This is a genomic window from Nitrosomonas sp., from assembly GCF_022842015.1.
Classification (GTDB): Bacteria; Pseudomonadota; Gammaproteobacteria; order Burkholderiales; family Nitrosomonadaceae; genus Nitrosomonas.
In genome coordinates, this window is sequence record NZ_JALHQJ010000002.1 from 66,994 (window position 1) to 85,557 (window position 18,564).

Consider the following 18,564-nt stretch of genomic DNA (forward strand, 5'->3'; position numbering starts at 1 on the left):
CGATTCATCGGCAACTGAGAACAATCCGCTAGTGCAAACCGATCAGAAATATTCTTAAGCAATGATGGCGATATTGCTTGCGAAGTTCCTCAGTGCAAGTGCAGTAACTTCGTTTTTAATACTACGCCACCAATCAACAAAATTTACGTCATCCGCGATCGTGCTAAAATCTCCTTCTAGCTCCGGATTACAATAGCGCTCGAATTTATCCACTTCTCGTTATGAAAAACAATTACCTTGAAAGAATACTGACCGCGCAGGTTTATGATGTGGCGATTGAGAGTCCGTTGGAGCTTGTCGCCAATTTATCTGCGCGGATCCATAATCAGGTGTTGTTGAAACGGGAGGATTTACAGCAGGTTTTCTCTTTTAAGTTGCGCGGCGCCTATAACAAGATGATCAAGCTGCCGCCTGCAGTGCGCAATCGCGGTGTGATTGCCGCTTCCGCGGGTAATCATGCGCAAGGGGTAGCATTGGCTGCCAAGAAACTCAATTGTTCCGCAACCATCGTGATGCCAGAAACGTCGCCACAGATCAAGGTGCATGCGGTCATGGCGCTGGGTGCCACGGTGACATTGAAAGGCGATTCATATAACGATGCATATGAGCACGCGGTACAACTAGCGAAGGAAGAACAAGCTACATTTGTGCATCCTTATGATGACCCGGATGTCATTGCCGGACAGGGAACGATCGGCATGGAAATTCTACGCCAGCATACCGGTACGATTCATGCTATTTTTGTGCCGATTGGTGGTGGCGGTTTGATCGCTGGGATTGCCGCGTATGTGAAACGGTTGTATCCGAAAATCAAGATTATCGGCGTTGAACCGGTGGATGCCGATGCCATGTACCGCTCGTTGCAGAGTGGCCGTCGTGTCAAACTGGCACAAGTGGGATTGTTTGCGGATGGTGTGGCGGTGCGGCATGTGGGCAAGGAAACCTTTCGTTTATGCCGCGAATTGGTCGACGAAGTGATTCTGGTTGATACTGATTCCATCTGCGCGGCGATCAAAGATGTATTTGAAGATACGCGCACGATTATGGAGCCATCCGGCGCGCTTTCAATTGCCGGTATCAAGGCGTATGTTGCACGTGAGAAAATCATGCATAAAACGCTGGTTGCAATCGCGTCCGGTGCCAATATGAATTTTGACCGTCTGCGGCATATTTCCGAACGAGCGGAAATTGGTGAGCAACGTGAAGCCGTGATATCAGTGACGATTCCGGAACAACCTGGCAGTTTCAAAAAATTCTGTAATTTGCTTGGCGCCAAAAGCATTACTGAATTTAATTACCGCTATGCTGATTCGAAAGTGGCGCATATTTTTGTTGGCGTATCGGTACGCAATCAGGAGGAAACTCAAAAGCTGATCAGCGAATTGAAGCAAAGCGGTCTGGCGACCGAAGACCTGAGCAGTAATGAAATGGCCAAATTGCATATCCGACATTTGGTTGGCGGGCGGGCTCGCGAAGTCAAAAACGAGATTTTGTATCGTTTTGAATTTCCCGATCGTCCTGGCGCATTGATGAATTTCCTGAACAGCATGAGCCATAACTGGAACATCAGTTTATTCCACTATCGTAATCATGGCGCCGACTATGGCCGCGTGTTGATCGGCATCCAAGTGCCTCCCGCAGAAAAATCTGACTTCAACGCTTTCCTGGATCAATTGGGCTATCGCTATTGGGACGAAACCAAGAATCCGGCGTATAGATTATTCCTCGCATAATCGATCCACAATCCCACATCTAAAAGACCTTGTTTTCCAGGTCTTATTCTGTTTTTGATCACATACTCCTGCGGTTAAGCTAGCAGCTGACATCGGTTATGCCGGATGATTTTGCCGTCAATGCGCTTGAATATTCAGGCAAGCTGAACTTAAAGCAGGAGAAAACAATGGAAAATAATTTTTCTAAATTTGGATTAACAACCAGTCTGGTTGCGATAGGAAAGAAGCTGCCGGTTATCGTGCTGCCAGCGAAAAAAAATGTTTCGAAAAAAAACACCTTGCTCAACCATAGCTGGATACTGGGCGGCATCGTGATGTTTTTCACAGCGCTGCTACTGAGTACACTGATTTTCAGTGTACAGCAAGCCAGAAACAATATGCTACAACCAGAACTTGTTTCACAGTTACAGTTGCAGCATTTACGTGTATCCAATGCCGCCCAGCAAATAATCACCGGCAATGTATCAGCTTTTACACCATTGCAAGATGGCCAGAATCAACTGAATCGATATATTATGCTGTTATTGCAAGGTGGTTTGTATCATGGCAAGACCATCTCTGCCGTTGCAGACGCATCGTCGCAGAGTTTGGATGCCTATCTTAAAAACTGGCAAATTGAGGAAGGAAATATCCATCTGATTTTGAGTCAGCAAGAATCGCTGTTGCAACTCATTAGCAGTATCAAAGCGATCCATATTGCGCATAGTCAACTGAACAGGCGTAGTGAAGAATTGATCAGCCGTATGGTGCAAATTGGCAATCTGTCGAATGAAGTACGTACGGTGGAAGTCATAAGAATGCATGCACGCAACGTCGCGAGAAATGTGAAAACGTTACTGCCAATCGAATTTCCACTGGCAGAAGTTACTGCGCAATTGACACAGGATCATGCACATATTTCGGCGATTACGCACGCGTTAAGCCAAGGCGAGAACGGTTTGGGCGTAGCTTCAAGTCGGGATGAAATGATTCAGGACCTGATTTCGCATGTTTATGCATTGGTGAGAAGGCTCGATGATCACCTGCATGTGATACAGAAAGAGATTTCTACAGCAGCAACGGTACAGTTGGCTATTGATGAGATGGTAAGCAAGAGTGATGTAATGCTGGATATCTCGCGCGAATTGGGCGATCAGATTCAGGAGCAAATCTCGCACAAGATATCGCGTCTAAATAGACTGATGGTGATGCTCGGTACTTGTGTGTTGCTTGCGTTGATCTTTTTTATCCGGACAGTGCGTCAGAATGCGCGCTATCAAGATTTAGCCAGCCGCAACGAAGTGGCCAAAACACAAAAAGCCATTGTGAATTTGCTGGATAACATGAAAAGAATTGCTGACGGCGATTTAACGGTTCGCACCGATATCACTAACCGCACAACCGGTGCCATTGCCGATGCCATCAATTGTACGATTGAGGAGTTGCATACCCTGGTGGAGCAGGTTAATCAAGCCAGTGCATTAGTGGTGAGAGCATCCAATCAGGCACAACAAGTTTCATCCGGGTTATTAGCTGCTGCACAACATCAAACGGAAAAAATCGAACAGACAACGATTGCGGTTTTAGGCATGACCGAATCGATCAGCGAAATATCGGATATGGCGATGGAATCCGCAAGAGTGGCGAAACAATCGTTGGCAACGGCGGAAAAAGGCACATCGGCAGTGCGTGAATCGATTGCCGGAATGAATGAGATTCGTACCTATATTCAGGATACCTCAAAGCGGATTAAGCGCCTGGGTGAAAGTTCACAGGAAATTGGCGAGATTGTCGCATTGATTACTGATATCACCGACCAAACCAATGTGCTGGCTTTGAATGCGGCGCTGCAAGCTACTGCCGCCGGTGAGGCGGGACATGGTTTTACTGTGATCGCGCAGGAGGTTCAACGCCTTGCTGAACGGTCAACGGAAGCCAGCAAGCAAATCAGCGAATTGATCGTTACGATTCAAGGTGACACCCAGGACGCTATCGCTGCGATGGAGCGCAGTACACTGGGTGTGGCAAAAGGCGCAAAGCGCTCCGATGCGGCCGGAAGGTCCTTGGAGGAGATCGAACAAGTATCCAAGCAGCTCGCTCATTTAGTATCGAATATTTTTGATGTGACTAATGCGCAAACACGAGCAGCACACAAGGTGGTTGCCAATATGGAAGAAATTCTTCATATTACCCGACAGAATACCCAAGGAACCCTGAAAACTACCGGATCGATTAAACAGATTACTGGATTTGCATCAGAGCTGAAAGCATCGGTGTCTAATTTCAAGGTATGAGGGTATTTTCGGTCTCACTATGAATTGATGGGTACGGAAAAATGAGCGCTCAACCTAAACTTAACATTTCGGCAATTATTGGCATTAAGGATGGAATTTATCAGGTATTTGCATTGATAGATCAGAATCTGGAGATGTATAGCCAGCATCCCGATAATGACAAGCTGATCAAAGACTGCCGAAATTATATCCATCAGCTGGATGGCTTGTTGGAGATGCTAGATCTGACAAGCGTCACCATCGTCACGGAAAAAATGGAGCAAGTAGTTGATGCGCTGATTTATAAGAAAATTGAACTGATCCCGTCGGTTATTGTTGCGCTGAAACAATCCACCAAAGCTTTATTGTTCTATCTCAACGAACTCATCGATGGTGCCGAAGAAAATGCGTTGCGATTGTTCCCAGTTTATCGCTCGTTAATGCAAGTGTATGGTTTCGAGAATGCACCCGAAAGTGATTTGTTTTTCCCGCGATTAATCGTGGATCCAGTGCTAAAAGACCCAGCTGCGCATATTGATGTCATATCCGCCAAAACCTTGGGCAAGCAGTTGGGCGCCGAATATCAGGCAGGTTTGCTGAAGTGGTTGCGTGATCCTTCGAATCAACAGGGTTTGCAACAAATGGCAGCAGCCGTGAATCAGATCGAGGCATTTGCTGGAACGGCAGAGCAACGTATTTTTTGGTGGGTGACGGCTGGTTTCTTGGAAGATTTGCTGTTTTTGGATGGCAGTCAAATTGACCTCATGACCCGGAGGTTGTGCGGGAAGATTGAGCAAGCGATTCGTCACTTGGCTGCTGGAACATTGGGTAACACGGCGGTGTTAATGCGGGAATTGTTGTATCACCTTATTCATAGCGAATCGACCGGACAGCGTATTGATGATATCAAGCGCAGCTTTGCTTGGCCAAGCCTCTCAGCCACCGATGCGCTGACATTTGAGCAGTCGGAGTTTCTAAATCCATTATTGGAAAGATTGCGCGGTACATTGATGCAAGCCAATGATATTTGGCGAGAGTTTTGTGCGGGGCATCAAGAGAGCTTGGTTGCTCTGTCAGAGTATCTTGATTGGCTCTTGCACCAAGCGCGGCAAACGGAGTGTGCACCGTTAATCAAGCTGATCGAAGCAATGAGTGATACCGCCGCGTATTTGCATGCACAGCCGCAAGATATGGACGAGGAATTGGCCATGGAAATGGCTACTGCTTTATTGATGATTGAGAGCATCCTCGATGATTTTTACAAATTGTCGCCAGGACTGCCACGCCAGATTGATATTCTGGTTTCTCGTTTGCATAGTGTTACTGCCGGTGATGTCAACATTAACGAATTGCCAGTGGTTCCTTTCTTTGACGCGTTAGAAAGTAGCACGCAGGACAAAGAGTTACTGGCGCAAGTTGCCCAAGAAATGCTGACCAATCTTGCGCAAATCGAGAGTATTCTGGATAAATTCTTTTTTGAGCCAAGCGAACGATCCGGACTAGCTTTGCTTTCAGGCTTATTCAAGCAAGTTTCAGGTGCTTTGGTTATGCTGGAATTGGATCGTGCCCAAACGTTATTGAAGCTTTGTCAGAATCTGATTGAGAAACTGTTGCAGCCAGATTATGTAATCATTGAATCAGAACAGATTTTGCTTGTGGATGGATTAAGTAGCCTAGGTTTCTTTATTGAAGCACTGAGAAGTGGGCAGCCCGATAGTATCCAGATTGTCGAGGAAGCGCTTGCATTATTCCAAATGGCGGCAATGCGCCGCACTAGAGCATCGCAATCGACACCAGCAATACAAATTCCGCCTGTCAACGAAGCACAATTGGAAACAGTGTGCAGTGAAGTGGCAAGCGAAGATGTTGACTCGGAGTTGCTCGAAATTTTCCTTGAAGAAGCGGATCAGGTGTTGGCGGAACTCAGTAATGATCTGCAGAGGTGTCGCATTGGTGCCTATGATCATGACGCGCTCACCAGTTTGCAACGTGGATTTCATACACTTAAAGGCAGTGGCCGCATGGTCAAGCTGGAGGAAATGAGTGATGTCGCGTGGAATCTGGAGCAAGTGCTGAATCATTGGTTGAATGAGCAAATACCGGTTAGCGATCAATTAGTAGACTTGATTACCCGTGCACGCCAAGCATATACCGGATGGTGCGGAGATTTGCGCGAACAGGGCACTACCCATGTTGATGCCAAAGAATTGTTACTGACAGTAAAAGAATTGCTGGCTCAACAAGCTGAAGCTGAGGTCATTGGCTTTGCTGTCAATGCCGATGGACCTGCAGTGAAATTCGAAGAAGTGGTGGCATTGCCGGAGTCATCATTGCTCTCCACGTCAGTCGAATCTGTGCCGCTTTTCGATGTCGTCGATCAGATCAACCCGGAACTGCTGCAAGCATTCCTTGAGGAAACTTATGACATCATTCCGCAAGTTGGCAGCAAATTACGGGCTTGGCGCATGTTGCCGGGGGATGACGATATTCACCGTGCGATGTTACGGTTATTGCATACCCTGAAGGGCAGTGCCCGCATGACGGGAGCTGTAGTGCTGGGCGACTTGATTCATGCTATGGAAAGCCATGTCGAAACGGCTTTCCATGAGCATAATATGTCGGATTCTGCGCTGGATCAGCTAGAAAATGAATTTGACATCATCAGTAGCCAGATTGAACAGCTGCAAAATATGGGAACTCCAGTGGTCTTGGAGCAAGTTGATATCAATAGTGCAGCGGATACATCAGCACAAAATCAGGTCCCGCCTGAGAAAACTGAGCTACTTCAATCCAAGGCTATTTTACGCATCAATTCTGAGCTTATTGATCGACTGATGAATGATTCCGGTGAAGCCAGTATTCTGCGATCTAAAGTTGAGGCGCAATTAAACAATTTCAAACAGTCTTTGCAGGATCTTGCCGAGAGCACACATCGTTTACATGATCAGTTGCGCGAAGTGGAAATTCAGGCGGAAACTCAAATGCAATCGCACCTCGCGCAACAACTTGAAAACGAACACACGTTTGATCCGCTCGAATTCGATCGCTTCTCCCGCTTGCAGGAATTGACGCGACTGATGGCGGAGAGTGTTGATGACATAATCACCGTACAAAAAAGCTTACGTACGACACATCATGCCGCTGAAGAATCCGTTGCGCAGCAATCTGTTATCAACCACCAGTTGCAACAATCCTTGCTGCAGATTCGTACCATACCGTTTAGCAATTATGCCGAGCGTTATTACCGCATCGCCAGGCAAGTGGCCGAGGATATGGGGAAAGTAGTTCTTCTGGAAATTCTCGGCGCGGAAGTTGAGGTTGACCGCAATGTGCTAGAGAAAATTAACCCCCCGCTCGAACACCTGCTACGTAATGCCATTGCGCATGGCATCGAAGAATCGGAGCAGAGACAGCAAGCAGGCAAGCCAGATAGCGGGAAAATAACCCTGCAATTGCGTCAGGAAGGCAATGAAGTGATCATTACACTCAGTGACGATGGCCGTGGCCTGAACCTTCCACGCATCCGGGAGGAAGCGCAGCGGCTTGGATTGGTTCAGGAAAAGGAAGCTCTTGACGACGATACCACCATGTCATTGATTTTCGCGCAAGGTTTGTCAACCATCGATTCCATCACCGAAATTGCCGGCCGCGGCATTGGGCTGGATATCGTCCAGAATGAAATTTTGATGCTGAACGGCCGTATCAGCGTCGATTCCGTTCTTCATCAAGGCACAAGCTTCACGATCTATCTACCACTTACGCTGTCTGTGGCACAGACATTCATGATCCGTTCCGGAAAACAAACCTATGCGATTCCGGCTTTCATTGTGGAGCATCATCGGGAATTTGATCACGATGCATTAAAGAAAATCTATCAGGAACGCTGCGTTGAATTTAACGGAAAGAAATATCCATTTTCCCATCTATCGCAGCTATTGGGCGAATCCGATCATGGCCCGGAGATTGCGCAACACAATCCAGTGTTATTTCTGCATAGCGGTACCCAATATTTGGCAATTCAAGCTGACGAATTTCTAGGCGATACCGAAGTAGTCATCAAAACTACCGGTTCGCAGCTTGCTCAAGCGCCAGGTATCGAAGGCGCCACCATTACCGGCGATGGTGAAATTATTCTGATCCTGAATCCCGTCAAATTGATGCAACGCAGCGATGTGCAAAAGGCACTCAGCACACCGGCACCCGAATTGACTCCCGCCACACACAAAAAATCAGTTAAATCACCTACTATCATGGTAGTGGACGATTCACTGACCGTGCGCAAAGTAACCTGTCGTCTTTTGGAACGTGAAGGCTGCGACGTGGTAATTGCGAAGAATGGTATCGAAGCGATCGAAAGTCTTCAGGAAATCATCCCTGACGTCATGCTGCTTGATTTGGAAATGCCTAAAATGAATGGTTTTGAATTGATCGAAAAGGTGCGTGCGAATCCGGAAACAGCCCATATTCCGATGATCATCATCTCCTCACGAACCGCTGAGAAACATCGTAAGATTGCCAAGGATTTAGGCGTACATATATTTCTTGGCAAGCCTTACAAAGAAGAAGAATTGTTAAATCATTTATCGGAATTTCTAAAAAAATAACCTAAGATTTATTCGTGGAGCCGCCGATTAATCTGGCGGCACTTGGTTGACTCTATTGTTTAGGTGTCACAGGCTCTGTTTTCGGCGTTGATTGCACTTCTGTCACAAAAATTTCAACGCGACGATTTTCCGCTCTGTTTTCTGGTGTGTTATTTTCAACCATGGGTTCGCGAGAGCCGTGACCATCAATTTGAATGCGGTTGATGGATACGCCTCGGCTTACCAGGTAATCGCGCGTGCTGGCGGCCCGGTTAACCGATAACGGATTATTGATTGTATCGCTGCCGGTGTTGTCAGTGTGCCCAATGATCTTGACAGTCGTATCTTTATTACTGATGAGGGTTGTTGCGAAATTATCGAGAATGGGTCTGAAACCTGGTTTGATGTCAGCCCGACCGGTATCAAATGATATATCGCTGGGAATATTCAGCTTGAGACGATTGTCTTCGGTTTGCGTGACTTGTACGCCAGTGCCTGCGGTGGCTGTCTCCATTTCCCTTTTTTGCTCTTCCATGCGTTGTGACCACATATAACCGGCACCCGCGCCAAGCAGAGCTCCTGAGCTTGCTCCAATGGCAGCGCCTTTTCCACCACCAATAAGCGCCCCAATCGCAGCCCCTGTACCTGCACCAATCACGGTTCCCTGTGCTGTGCCACGTTGCGTATCCGTCATGGTTGCGCAACCGGTCAACGCCAGGATTATGGTTGTAACGATAAGAGTTGTAAGAGTTTTCATTTGTATCTCCTTTTTATGTTATTTCGCTGTGCTATAGCAAAAGCAAATTTCAGATGACTATGACTACAGGATCTGGCGGATAAAACCATCTATCCTGATATTGCCATAGGCAAAGTGAATAGCGTATTAGTAAATACGATGAGATTGTACATGGAAATCCAAATAAGCTCTTAAATCGGACCATTGCTGCCACATTTCTGACTGAGTCGCATCCGCTTTTATGCTAAATGCTGTGCTTGCGGAATTTTGATTTCTTCTAAACAGGAATTTGTTCCGAGCGAGGTTGCGGCAAATGTGATATTGATTTTATCAGGCTCTGATATGCGCGATAGTTGATGAATAAAAGCGATATATTCCGCATGGGATTGGAAATTCTTGCTGGCATCAGTAGTAGCAAATTGAATACGCCAGCATAGTTGATATTGATCCGATACCGATAATGCCCAGCCTGCGAAAACTTGACGTACGCCGGGAATTGAACTTAATGTTTCTCGGCCCTGTTCGATTAAGGCATAAATTTGTTGCAAGTAGCGCTTCTGGACATTGTAAACAATAGTTTGTTCTACAGGTTGCCAAGCGCGACATTGGATTAGTACTTCTGCGGCACGGCCAGCCGAACCCCAGCGATGCATGTATAGGCTGATTTGTTCAAGGAGGTTATTCTTAACATCTTGCATCGCTTCGATATAACCTTTTTTAGTGCGTGATTGAACGTTGGAGCGAATGGTGGCAGCAGCAATATCGGAAAGCTCTGTGTAGCAGTTGATTTTAGCAATACCATTTAAAATTACCTTATGGTATTGATCCTCGATTAATCCGCTACCGCCATGCAACACCAACGGAATCCCAAGTTCATCATTAATCCGTTTTAAGCGTTTGAAGTCCAGTTTGGTTCGACTGTTCTGACGACCATGGACAGTGCCAATGGAAACAGCTAAAGAATCAACGTGAGTACGATCAATATACACTTTGGCTTCTTCAGCCGAAGTATAAATAACCTCACCTAAGTGGTTGATGGCATTTTCACCTTCCGTGCCGCCGACAAAACCAAGCATTCCTTCAATCGCGGCGCCACATGCGTGAGCCGTTTCTGCCGCATGGCTGGTTTGGGCTATATTCACAGTAAATGCTTGCGAAGATACATCCAGCATGACGCTATTGCAGCCCAAATTAATTGCCTCTACGATGGATTCGTGCTGTTTTGCGTGATCAAAGTGGATTGCAACCGGAACTTTAGCCTGATGTGCTGCGCGTTCAATTGCCGGTAGGATTAATCTGAAGTCATGCTGGCCGAAAAGCGGCTCGGAAAGATTGAGGATGACAGGTGAACGGCAGAATTCCGCCGCTGTGATAATCGCTTCCAGAAAATCCAGACTTACCAATCCAAAACCACCAATTGCGTAGTTATTCTGATAAGCATGATGCAACATATCGCGCATATCTACGAGTGGCATTTATATCCTCTGTTTAAGGGGTGTACATTTATCTTAAATCAATCGTGAGTGTTTCGAGCGCTGCGTTCAAATCATCCAGAGCAGATCCCATTATAAGACCGGCACAACTATGATATAGCCATAACTCACAGGCAATGGGCCGGTGTAGATTATTACGTCCATGAATCTTGAAATCACGCCATGCCAGAACAGGCTGATCCTCTGCATTACTGTCGACACATAACCACTCGGTACTATCCAAAATGACTTCTAATCCACGATGCTGCTGCAATGTGACGCGCAGCGGATGTCCTAACCGAAGTAGCGCAAGACGCCCGCGGTTATAACAAGCCGCATCTATTTTTTTTGGAAAAATGCGCCAGGGTCGAGTTAGCGTTTCCATCTTTGTCAAGATTTTGTTCCAAATTTTTATCAGTCTGTTTTCTTGGTCTTGGGCTTATTATCAGGCGACCCTTCAAGAAAAACGCGACTGGCAAGTATATCTTCCGCTTCAAGTGTAATAAGATCATTTTTGGACAATGATTTCTTGGTTCCTGAAAATAAACGGTTTGCCTGACGCAATCGAGCACGATCAAGAGCATTACGAACCGAGCGAGCATTGGCAAAATGCCCCGATTTCATCCGCAAGCGAATATATTTTCCAAAAGCCTCTTCACCGGCTTTGCTGAAACAGTAATTCTGGCTTTCTAACATCAATTTCGCGATCGAAACCAGTTCATCTGCACCGTAATCAGGAAAGTCAATGTGGTGCGCGACACGCGAGCGCATGCCGGGGTTGCTATGGAAGAATTTATCCATGCGATCCTTATAACCTGCCAAGATGACGACCAAGTCGTCGCGGTTATTTTCCATCGTTTGCAGCAGAATTTCTATGGATTCTGCGCCGTAATCGCGTTCGTTCTCTGGTTTATAAAGATAATAAGCCTCATCGATGAAAAGTACACCCCCCATCGCTTTTTTTATCACTTCTTTTGTTTTGGGGGCGGTATGCCCGATATATTGACCGACTAGATCATCTCGAGTCACTGAGACTAAGTGTCCCTCACGCACATAGCCCAAGCGGTGCAAGATTTCCGCCATGCGAAGAGCTACTGTCGTTTTCCCAGTACCAGGATTTCCAGTAAAACACATATGTAAACTAGGGGCGCCCGCAGATAATCCCAGTTGTTTGCGAACACGATCGACCAGCAGCAATGATGCAGTCTCACGAATACGAGTCTTCACAGGGATTAAGCCAATCAACTCACGATCCAGTTTGTCCAGCACTTCCTGGATATTCGTATTGCGGAACTCTGCATCCAAATCAATTGATGGGTCTTTAGATGAAGTTAAGTTTTTAGATTGCTTAGGCATGTTTGATCACTCATTGAGGTCTCATGGGATTAATACTGTGATATATACATCAATATTAATTAATTCTTTAAGATGACTTCGATTTAATGCTATCACATTTGCTTTGTTAACTAATTTCTCTCTCTCCTGACGAAGAGAGAGAAATTTTATTTTTACTGCTAGTAGCGCTCGGCTTCCGGTTTATCGGTCGCATAGGAATGAATGGTATAACTAACACTCCGTCCAGCACCTTCTTGACGTACTAAACTAAACCCTGGCTCTTTCTTGGGTCTGTTGACAATATAAGACATGGTTGGGCTCTCTACTCCGCGTGTCGAGTTAAATGCAGTCACGCGAATATAGTGGTTTGGAAAAGTTTTACGGCAACTATTAATTTCCAGCAAAATTCCTGCTGGATCCTTCAAATCAAACATTGGATTGCCAAACATTTCCCAATAAGTATTGCGTGGATGAGGATCGTCAGTATATTCAATCCCGATGGCCCAGCCATTTTTCAGTGCGTACTTGAGCTGTGCCGAGATTTGCTTGTCGGTCAGCGGGGGCAGGAAAGAGAATTGCCCCTGTGTAACTATATTACCTTGATTGGTCATCATAATTGCTTCTCCTGAAAAGATTAAACGTTTGCAGTTGTGGAAGGCACAAAGTCAGCGGTATCTGTGGAGTCGTAGTTAAAGGTGATATCTTTCCACGTATCCAATGCTTGTTTGAGCGGCGTGCACCATTTCGCAGCATCTGCAAGAATTTGTGGGCCTTCTTTTACGTAGTCCCGACCTTCATTGCGTGCCATAACCATAGCTTCGAGTGCTACACGGTTTGCTACTGCACCAGCCTGAATGCCTTGAGGGTGTCCAATCGTACCGCCACCGAACTGCAGTATCACATCTTCGCCGAGATAATCGAGCAACTGATGCATCTGGCCTGCATGGATACCACCTGAAGCAACTGGCATACATTTATTCAATGATGCCCAGTCTTGATCAAAGAATAATCCATGTTCCAGACTTTTTTCAGTATTTGTTTCACGTAAGGTATCGTAGAAACCCTTGATCATAAGTGGATCGCCCTCAAGCTTACCAACAACTGTGCCTGCGTGGATATGATCGACACCTGCCATACGCATCCACTTACAGATTACACGGAAATTCATGCCATGATTTTTTTGACGTGAATAAGTTGAATTACCCGCGCGATGCAAATGCAATATCATGTCGTTTCTGCGTGCCCATTTTGCCATTGATTGAATCGCGGTATAACCGATCACCAAATCGATCATGATAATGACTGAGCCTAGAGATTTTGCAAATTCAGCTCTTTCATACATGTCTTCCATGGTGCCGGCGGTAACATTCAAATAATGTCCTTTGACTTCTCCGGTGGCAGCAGATGCTTTATTCACTGCTTCCATGCAATACAGAAAACGATCGCGCCAATGCATAAAAGGTTGTGAATTAATATTCTCATCATCTTTCATGAAATCCAGGCCGCCTTTGAGTCCTTCGTAAACCACGCGGCCATAGTTCCTGCCTGAGAGACCTAGCTTCGGTTTAGTGGTGGCGCCAAGTAATGGACGACCGAATTTATCCAAGCGTTCACGCTCAACCACAATGCCTGTTGCAGGACCTTGGAAAGTTTTCAGGTAAGCCACAGGAATGCGCATATCTTCAAGACGCAGTGCTTTGACTGCTTTGAAACCAAATACGTTACCAATAATGGAGGCGGTTAAGTTTGCGATCGAACCTTCTTCGAATAAATCAATATCATAGGCGATATAAGCAAAGTATTGTGCTTCGTTATCAGTACCCGGACCTGTATTTGGAACCAGCTCAGACTTATATGCTTTAGCACGATAAAGCTCACAAGCGGTTAGTCGGTCTGTCCATACTACGGTCCAGGTCGCGGTGGAAGATTCGCCAGCAACTGCAGCTGCAGCTTCTTCATGATCCACACCGGGTTGTGGTGTAATACGAAACATGGCGATAATATCCGTGTCTTTGGGTACATAAGCAGGTTCCCAATAACCCATTTTTTTATACGGAATAACCCCTGATTGGTAACGCTCTTTACCTTCTTTCATCGTTTGTGAAGCCATAATATTCTCCAAGTAATTTATAAAAAACCGCGCTATATACTTCTAGTTAGGAGGTGTGCTAACAGCGGGTCAGATATAGTGTAGAATCGCTAAATGATAAATAACAATCAATTGTTTCGATAGTTATAATAGACTTTTATCTATACATTACATAGAAATACGGGAGGCTTCATGCGTCATAGCACGTTACGACAACTTGAGGTTTTTGAGGCAATTGCTCGATTGAAGAGTTTTACCCGAGCGGCTGAGGAATTATTTCTGACACAACCGACAGTATCGATGCAAATCAAGAAATTGACCGAAGATATTGGTTTGCCTTTGTTTGAGCAAGTCGGCAAAAAAATCTATCTGACCGATGCGGGAGAAGAGTTATATCAAACCTGTCTGGGTATTTTTGACCATCTCTCCCGTTTCGAGATGATTGCTTCCGACATGAAAGGGCTGAAATCAGGGAAACTTCGGCTCGCGGTTGTGACCACTGCAAAATACTTCGTGCCGCGATTATTGGGCATGTTTTGCCAGAAATACCCTGGCATTGACGTTGCACTGAAAGTGACGAATCGCGAGCATATCCTAGAGCGATTAACAGGTAATCAAGATGATCTCTATATCCTGGGCCAAATTCCAGATGCCGTTGATGCGGTGGCGGAAATTTTTTTGGATAATCCATTGGTCGTTTTGGCGTCTGCAGACCATCCATTGGCAACTAAAAAAAAGATCCCTATCAAGCGCATTTGTGATGAACCCTTTATTATGCGAGAGCCAGGTTCCGGAACAAGAATTGCGACCGAGCTTTTTTTCTCCAAGTATAATAAAAAACTGAAGGTGCGCATGGAGTTAGGTAGCAACGAAGCGATTAAGCAAACCGTCGCAGGCCGACTGGGTATTGCCGTATTGTCGCAACATACGCTGGCGCTTGATGCGCAGATAGGGCAACTAGCAATATTGGATGTTGAAGGGTTTCCGATTGAACGTCATTGGTACTTTGCTTATTCCTCCGGCAAGCAGTTGTCGATTGTGGCACAGACATTCTTGAGCTATTTACGGCAGGCTGACAATTTGCTCGATAATTTGACATGTCGCCACGTGACTTCTGGACATTGCCCGTTACTAAAAAATGAGACAAACGTAGGGTCCGGTGGATCGCGTCAGCGTAATTGAAAGATTACTCATTCATATTCATATATTTGTTGATAGGAGCTTCACAATGACACAATATATTGCCTGGTTTGATCAATTGACGATAAAAGATGTAGGCTTGGTGGGCGGTAAGAATGCCTCTCTGGGAGAAATGATCAGTCATCTTGCACAAGCAGGTGTTAATGTGCCGACAGGCTTTGCTACTACGACCGAAGCGTACCGTGAATTTTTGGCCACTAATGGATTGGCTGACCGTATCAATCATTTGCTGAACGAACTGGATGTTGATGACATTAGTGCGTTGACTGCCGCAGGCGGAGCTATTCGCGGCTGGTTGCTGGATGCCACGTTGCCAGCTTCTGTTTCACAGGCAGTGGCGCAAGCTTACGAAAAACTGGTTACGGGTGACGCAAATCGCGATGAGGTTTCATTTGCTGTGCGTTCTTCAGCGACCGCCGAGGACTTGGCCGATGCCTCTTTTGCCGGCCAGCAGGAGACATTGCTAAATGTTCGCGGACTGGACCAAATCATGGTAGCAATCAAGATTGTGTTTGCTTCACTATATAACGATCGAGCGATTGCGTATCGTGTGCATCAGAATTTTGCTCACGACAAGGTGTATTTATCTGCCGGAATTCAGAAAATGGTGCGTAGCGACCTGGGTGCGAGCGGCGTGATGTTTACCTTAGATACTGAATCCGGTTTTCGCGATACAGTTTTCATCACGTCAGCGTATGGGCTGGGTGAAACCATCGTGCAGGGCACTGTCAATCCGGATGAGTTCTATGTCTACAAGCGTGGACTCGCAGCCGGTAAGCCAGCTATTCTATCGCGACGTCTAGGCACCAAAGCGATAGAAATGATTTATGGCGATAATAAAGGTGCGGCAGACTCATTCACGTTGACGCGCAATGTCGAAAATAAGCGCCAAACGCGTTTTTCTCTATCGGACGCACAAGTGGAAGCATTGGCGCGTCAAGCCGTGATCATCGAGCAACATTATGGTCGTCCGATGGATATCGAATGGGCATTAGACGGACTGGATGAGCAGTTGTACATTGTGCAGGCCCGTCCGGAAACCGTAGAAAGCCGATCCACAACGGTTCTTGATCGATACCAACTCAATGGCAAAGGAACGGTATTAGCCGAAGGCCGGTCGATTGGGAGCAAGATCGGTCAGGGAACAGCGCGTCTGATCGTAGGGATCGATCAGATGCATGTCATACAGCCGGGCGATGTCCTCGTGACGGATATGACCGATCCTGATTGGGAGCCAATCATGAAACGCGCATCGGCAATTGTGACCAACCGTGGCGGGCGCACCTGCCATGCGGCGATTATCGCCAGGGAAATGGGTATTCCGGCGGTGGTCGGTTGTGGCGATGCAACCGAGTCGATCAAAGACGGAGTGAATGTAACGGTTTCCTGCGCGGAAGGCGATGCCGGATTTGTCTATGAAGGTTTACTGCCATTCGAACATACCACATCCGATACCGGCCAGTTGCCGGATTTGCCGGTCAAAATGATGCTGAATGTAGGCAATCCTTCTCACGCTTTCTCTTTCTCGCGCATGCCAAATCAAGGCGTTGGATTGGCCCGATTGGAATTTGTCATCAATAACATGATCGGTATACACCCCAAGGCGTTGTTGGAATTCGATCGATTACCCAATGATTTGAAACTGAAAATCAGCAACCGTATTGCGGGTTATCAAAGCCCCATTGGCTTTTATGTCGGAAAATTGGTCGAGGGCATTGCTACGCTAGCAGCGGCATTTTATCCACATACGGTGATTGTTCGTACGTCCGACTTCAAATCAAATGAGTATGCGAATCTGGTCGCAGGAGATCTTTACGAGCCCCACGAAGAAAACCCGATGATCGGTTTTCGCGGTGCCTCACGTTATGTGTCGGATGCTTTCCGTGATTGTTTTGAGCTCGAATGCCAGGCATTACGCAAAGTACGTGATGAAATGGGTTTGACCAATGTCGAGATCATGATTCCGTTTTGTCGCACGCTGGAAGAAGCCGAACAAGTAACTTCGTTGCTTGCTGAACAAGGATTGGTACGAGGCCAGAATGGTTTGCGGTTGATCATGATGTGCGAGATTCCTTCCAATGCAGTATTGGCGGAAGAGTTTTTGCAGTTCTTTGATGGTTTTTCCATCGGTTCCAATGATATGACGCAATTGACACTGGGAATTGATCGCGATTCAAGTCTAGTTTCTCATGTGTTTGACGAACGCAATCCGGCGGTCAAGAAACTGCTGAAAATGGCCATCGATGCTTGCCATAAGCAAGGGAAGTATATCGGCATCTGCGGCCAAGGTCCTTCTGATTTTCCGGATTTTGCCGCCTGGCTTTTTGAGCAGGGCATCAGCAGTTTATCGCTGAACCCCGATTCGGTCATGCAAACCTGGCTTGATTTGGCAAAACTGGACAAATAATGACGCAGCAAAAACGTACCGTTTTCTACTTATCCGACCGTACTGGCATCACGGCGGAAACGCTTGGACACAGCCTGCTCACGCAATTTGACGGCATCCAATGGAGCATTGTCAACATGCCGTTTCTGGACGATATCGAACAAGCCAGAACTGTATTAACGCAGATTAATCAGGCTGCTGAAAACGATGGTCATCGCCCTCTCGTGTTCAGTACCTTGCTGAAACCGGAAATTCTCGAGGTCATCAAACAGGCGAATTGCCGTATTTATGACTTTTTTGAGACCTTCATTCGTTCAATTGAAGAAGAACTGGACCAGCCGTTTGCGCGTATGGCCGGGCGTTCCCACGGCCAGGATCAATTGTCGTATTTCAAGCGCATTGCCGCGGTTAATTATGTATTGGCGCATGATGATGGTGTCAATCCCAAGCATTTTGACGAAGCCGATATTATCTTGATCGGCGTTTCACGTTCCGGTAAAACACCAACCTGTCTTTACTTAGGATTGCAGTATGGCATCGCTGCTGCGAATTATCCGCTAACCCCGGACGACATGACGGTACAGCAAGTTCCGAAGGCATTGGAGAATGTCAGGAAAAAATTGTTCGGCTTAACACTAACCCCGGCACAATTGCATTTCATTCGCCAGGAGCGTCGCCCAAACAGCGAATATGCATCGCTCGCGCAATGTCAGCGAGAACTACAATGGCAGGAATCGCTGTTTCATCATTTCGATATTCCCTATTTGGAGACCACGCG

12 protein-coding genes are annotated in these 18,564 nt (G+C 46.5%); 6 read left to right on the forward strand and 6 right to left on the reverse strand.

The window, feature by feature from the left end:
* Positions 1 to 221 precede the first annotated feature (221 nt).
* The 3 genes from ilvA to Q0C11_RS00830 all read left to right on the forward strand — a co-directional run bounded on the left by ilvA (position 222) and on the right by Q0C11_RS00830 (position 8,589).
* The gene (gene ilvA, locus Q0C11_RS00820) at positions 222 to 1,733 is read left to right on the forward strand and encodes a threonine ammonia-lyase, biosynthetic (protein WP_293004887.1); all 1,512 of its coding nucleotides are present in this window, start codon (positions 222 to 224) and stop codon (positions 1,731 to 1,733) included.
* A gap of 98 nt (positions 1,734 to 1,831) precedes the next feature.
* Positions 1,832 to 4,006: a methyl-accepting chemotaxis protein gene (locus tag Q0C11_RS00825; protein ID WP_293004888.1), complete on the forward strand. Its 2,175-nt coding sequence runs from the start codon at positions 1,832 to 1,834 to the stop codon at positions 4,004 to 4,006.
* Positions 4,007 to 4,047: 41 nt separating this feature from the next.
* Positions 4,048 to 8,589: an Hpt domain-containing protein gene (locus tag Q0C11_RS00830; RefSeq protein WP_293004889.1), complete on the forward strand. Its 4,542-nt coding sequence runs from the start codon at positions 4,048 to 4,050 to the stop codon at positions 8,587 to 8,589.
* A gap of 52 nt (positions 8,590 to 8,641) precedes the next feature.
* On the opposite strand, the gene Q0C11_RS00835 is transcribed toward Q0C11_RS00830, so the two are convergent.
* The 6 genes from Q0C11_RS00835 to Q0C11_RS00860 form a co-directional block, all read right to left on the reverse strand.
* Entirely contained in the window at positions 8,642 to 9,325 is a 684-nt protein-coding gene (locus tag Q0C11_RS00835) for an OmpA family protein (RefSeq protein WP_293004891.1), read from the reverse strand.
* Positions 9,326 to 9,543: 218 nt separating this feature from the next.
* A complete protein-coding gene (locus Q0C11_RS00840; RefSeq protein ID WP_293004892.1) occupies positions 9,544 to 10,779 on the reverse strand; it encodes a class II fructose-bisphosphate aldolase in 1,236 nt (411 codons plus the stop codon).
* 28 nt (positions 10,780 to 10,807) lie between these two features.
* Positions 10,808 to 11,161: a hypothetical protein gene (locus tag Q0C11_RS00845; protein ID WP_293004911.1), complete on the reverse strand. Its 354-nt coding sequence runs from the start codon at positions 11,159 to 11,161 to the stop codon at positions 10,808 to 10,810.
* A 29-nt stretch (positions 11,162 to 11,190) separates the two neighbouring features.
* Positions 11,191 to 12,132, reverse strand: coding sequence for a CbbX protein (gene cbbX, locus Q0C11_RS00850; protein ID WP_293004894.1), 942 nt, complete (start codon positions 12,130 to 12,132; stop codon positions 11,191 to 11,193).
* A gap of 158 nt (positions 12,133 to 12,290) precedes the next feature.
* Positions 12,291 to 12,725 carry a ribulose bisphosphate carboxylase small subunit gene (locus tag Q0C11_RS00855; protein ID WP_062558470.1) on the reverse strand — a complete coding sequence of 145 codons (435 nt, stop codon included), beginning with the start codon at positions 12,723 to 12,725 and terminating at the stop codon, positions 12,291 to 12,293.
* A gap of 20 nt (positions 12,726 to 12,745) precedes the next feature.
* Positions 12,746 to 14,206, reverse strand: coding sequence for a ribulose-bisphosphate carboxylase large subunit (locus tag Q0C11_RS00860; RefSeq protein WP_367273716.1), 1,461 nt, complete (start codon positions 14,204 to 14,206; stop codon positions 12,746 to 12,748).
* Positions 14,207 to 14,392: 186 nt separating this feature from the next.
* Between Q0C11_RS00860 and Q0C11_RS00865 the strand changes: the two genes are divergently transcribed.
* The 3 genes from Q0C11_RS00865 to Q0C11_RS00875 form a co-directional block, all read left to right on the forward strand.
* A complete protein-coding gene (locus tag Q0C11_RS00865; protein WP_293004902.1) occupies positions 14,393 to 15,382 on the forward strand; it encodes a LysR family transcriptional regulator in 990 nt (329 codons plus the stop codon).
* Positions 15,383 to 15,428: 46 nt separating this feature from the next.
* Entirely contained in the window at positions 15,429 to 17,807 is a 2,379-nt protein-coding gene (gene ppsA / locus Q0C11_RS00870; protein ID WP_293004904.1) for a phosphoenolpyruvate synthase, read from the forward strand.
* Positions 17,807 to 18,564 (forward strand): pyruvate, water dikinase regulatory protein (locus Q0C11_RS00875; protein WP_293004906.1); only part of this gene is annotated, 758 nt, incomplete at its 3' end. The genes ppsA and Q0C11_RS00875, both read left to right, overlap by 1 nt.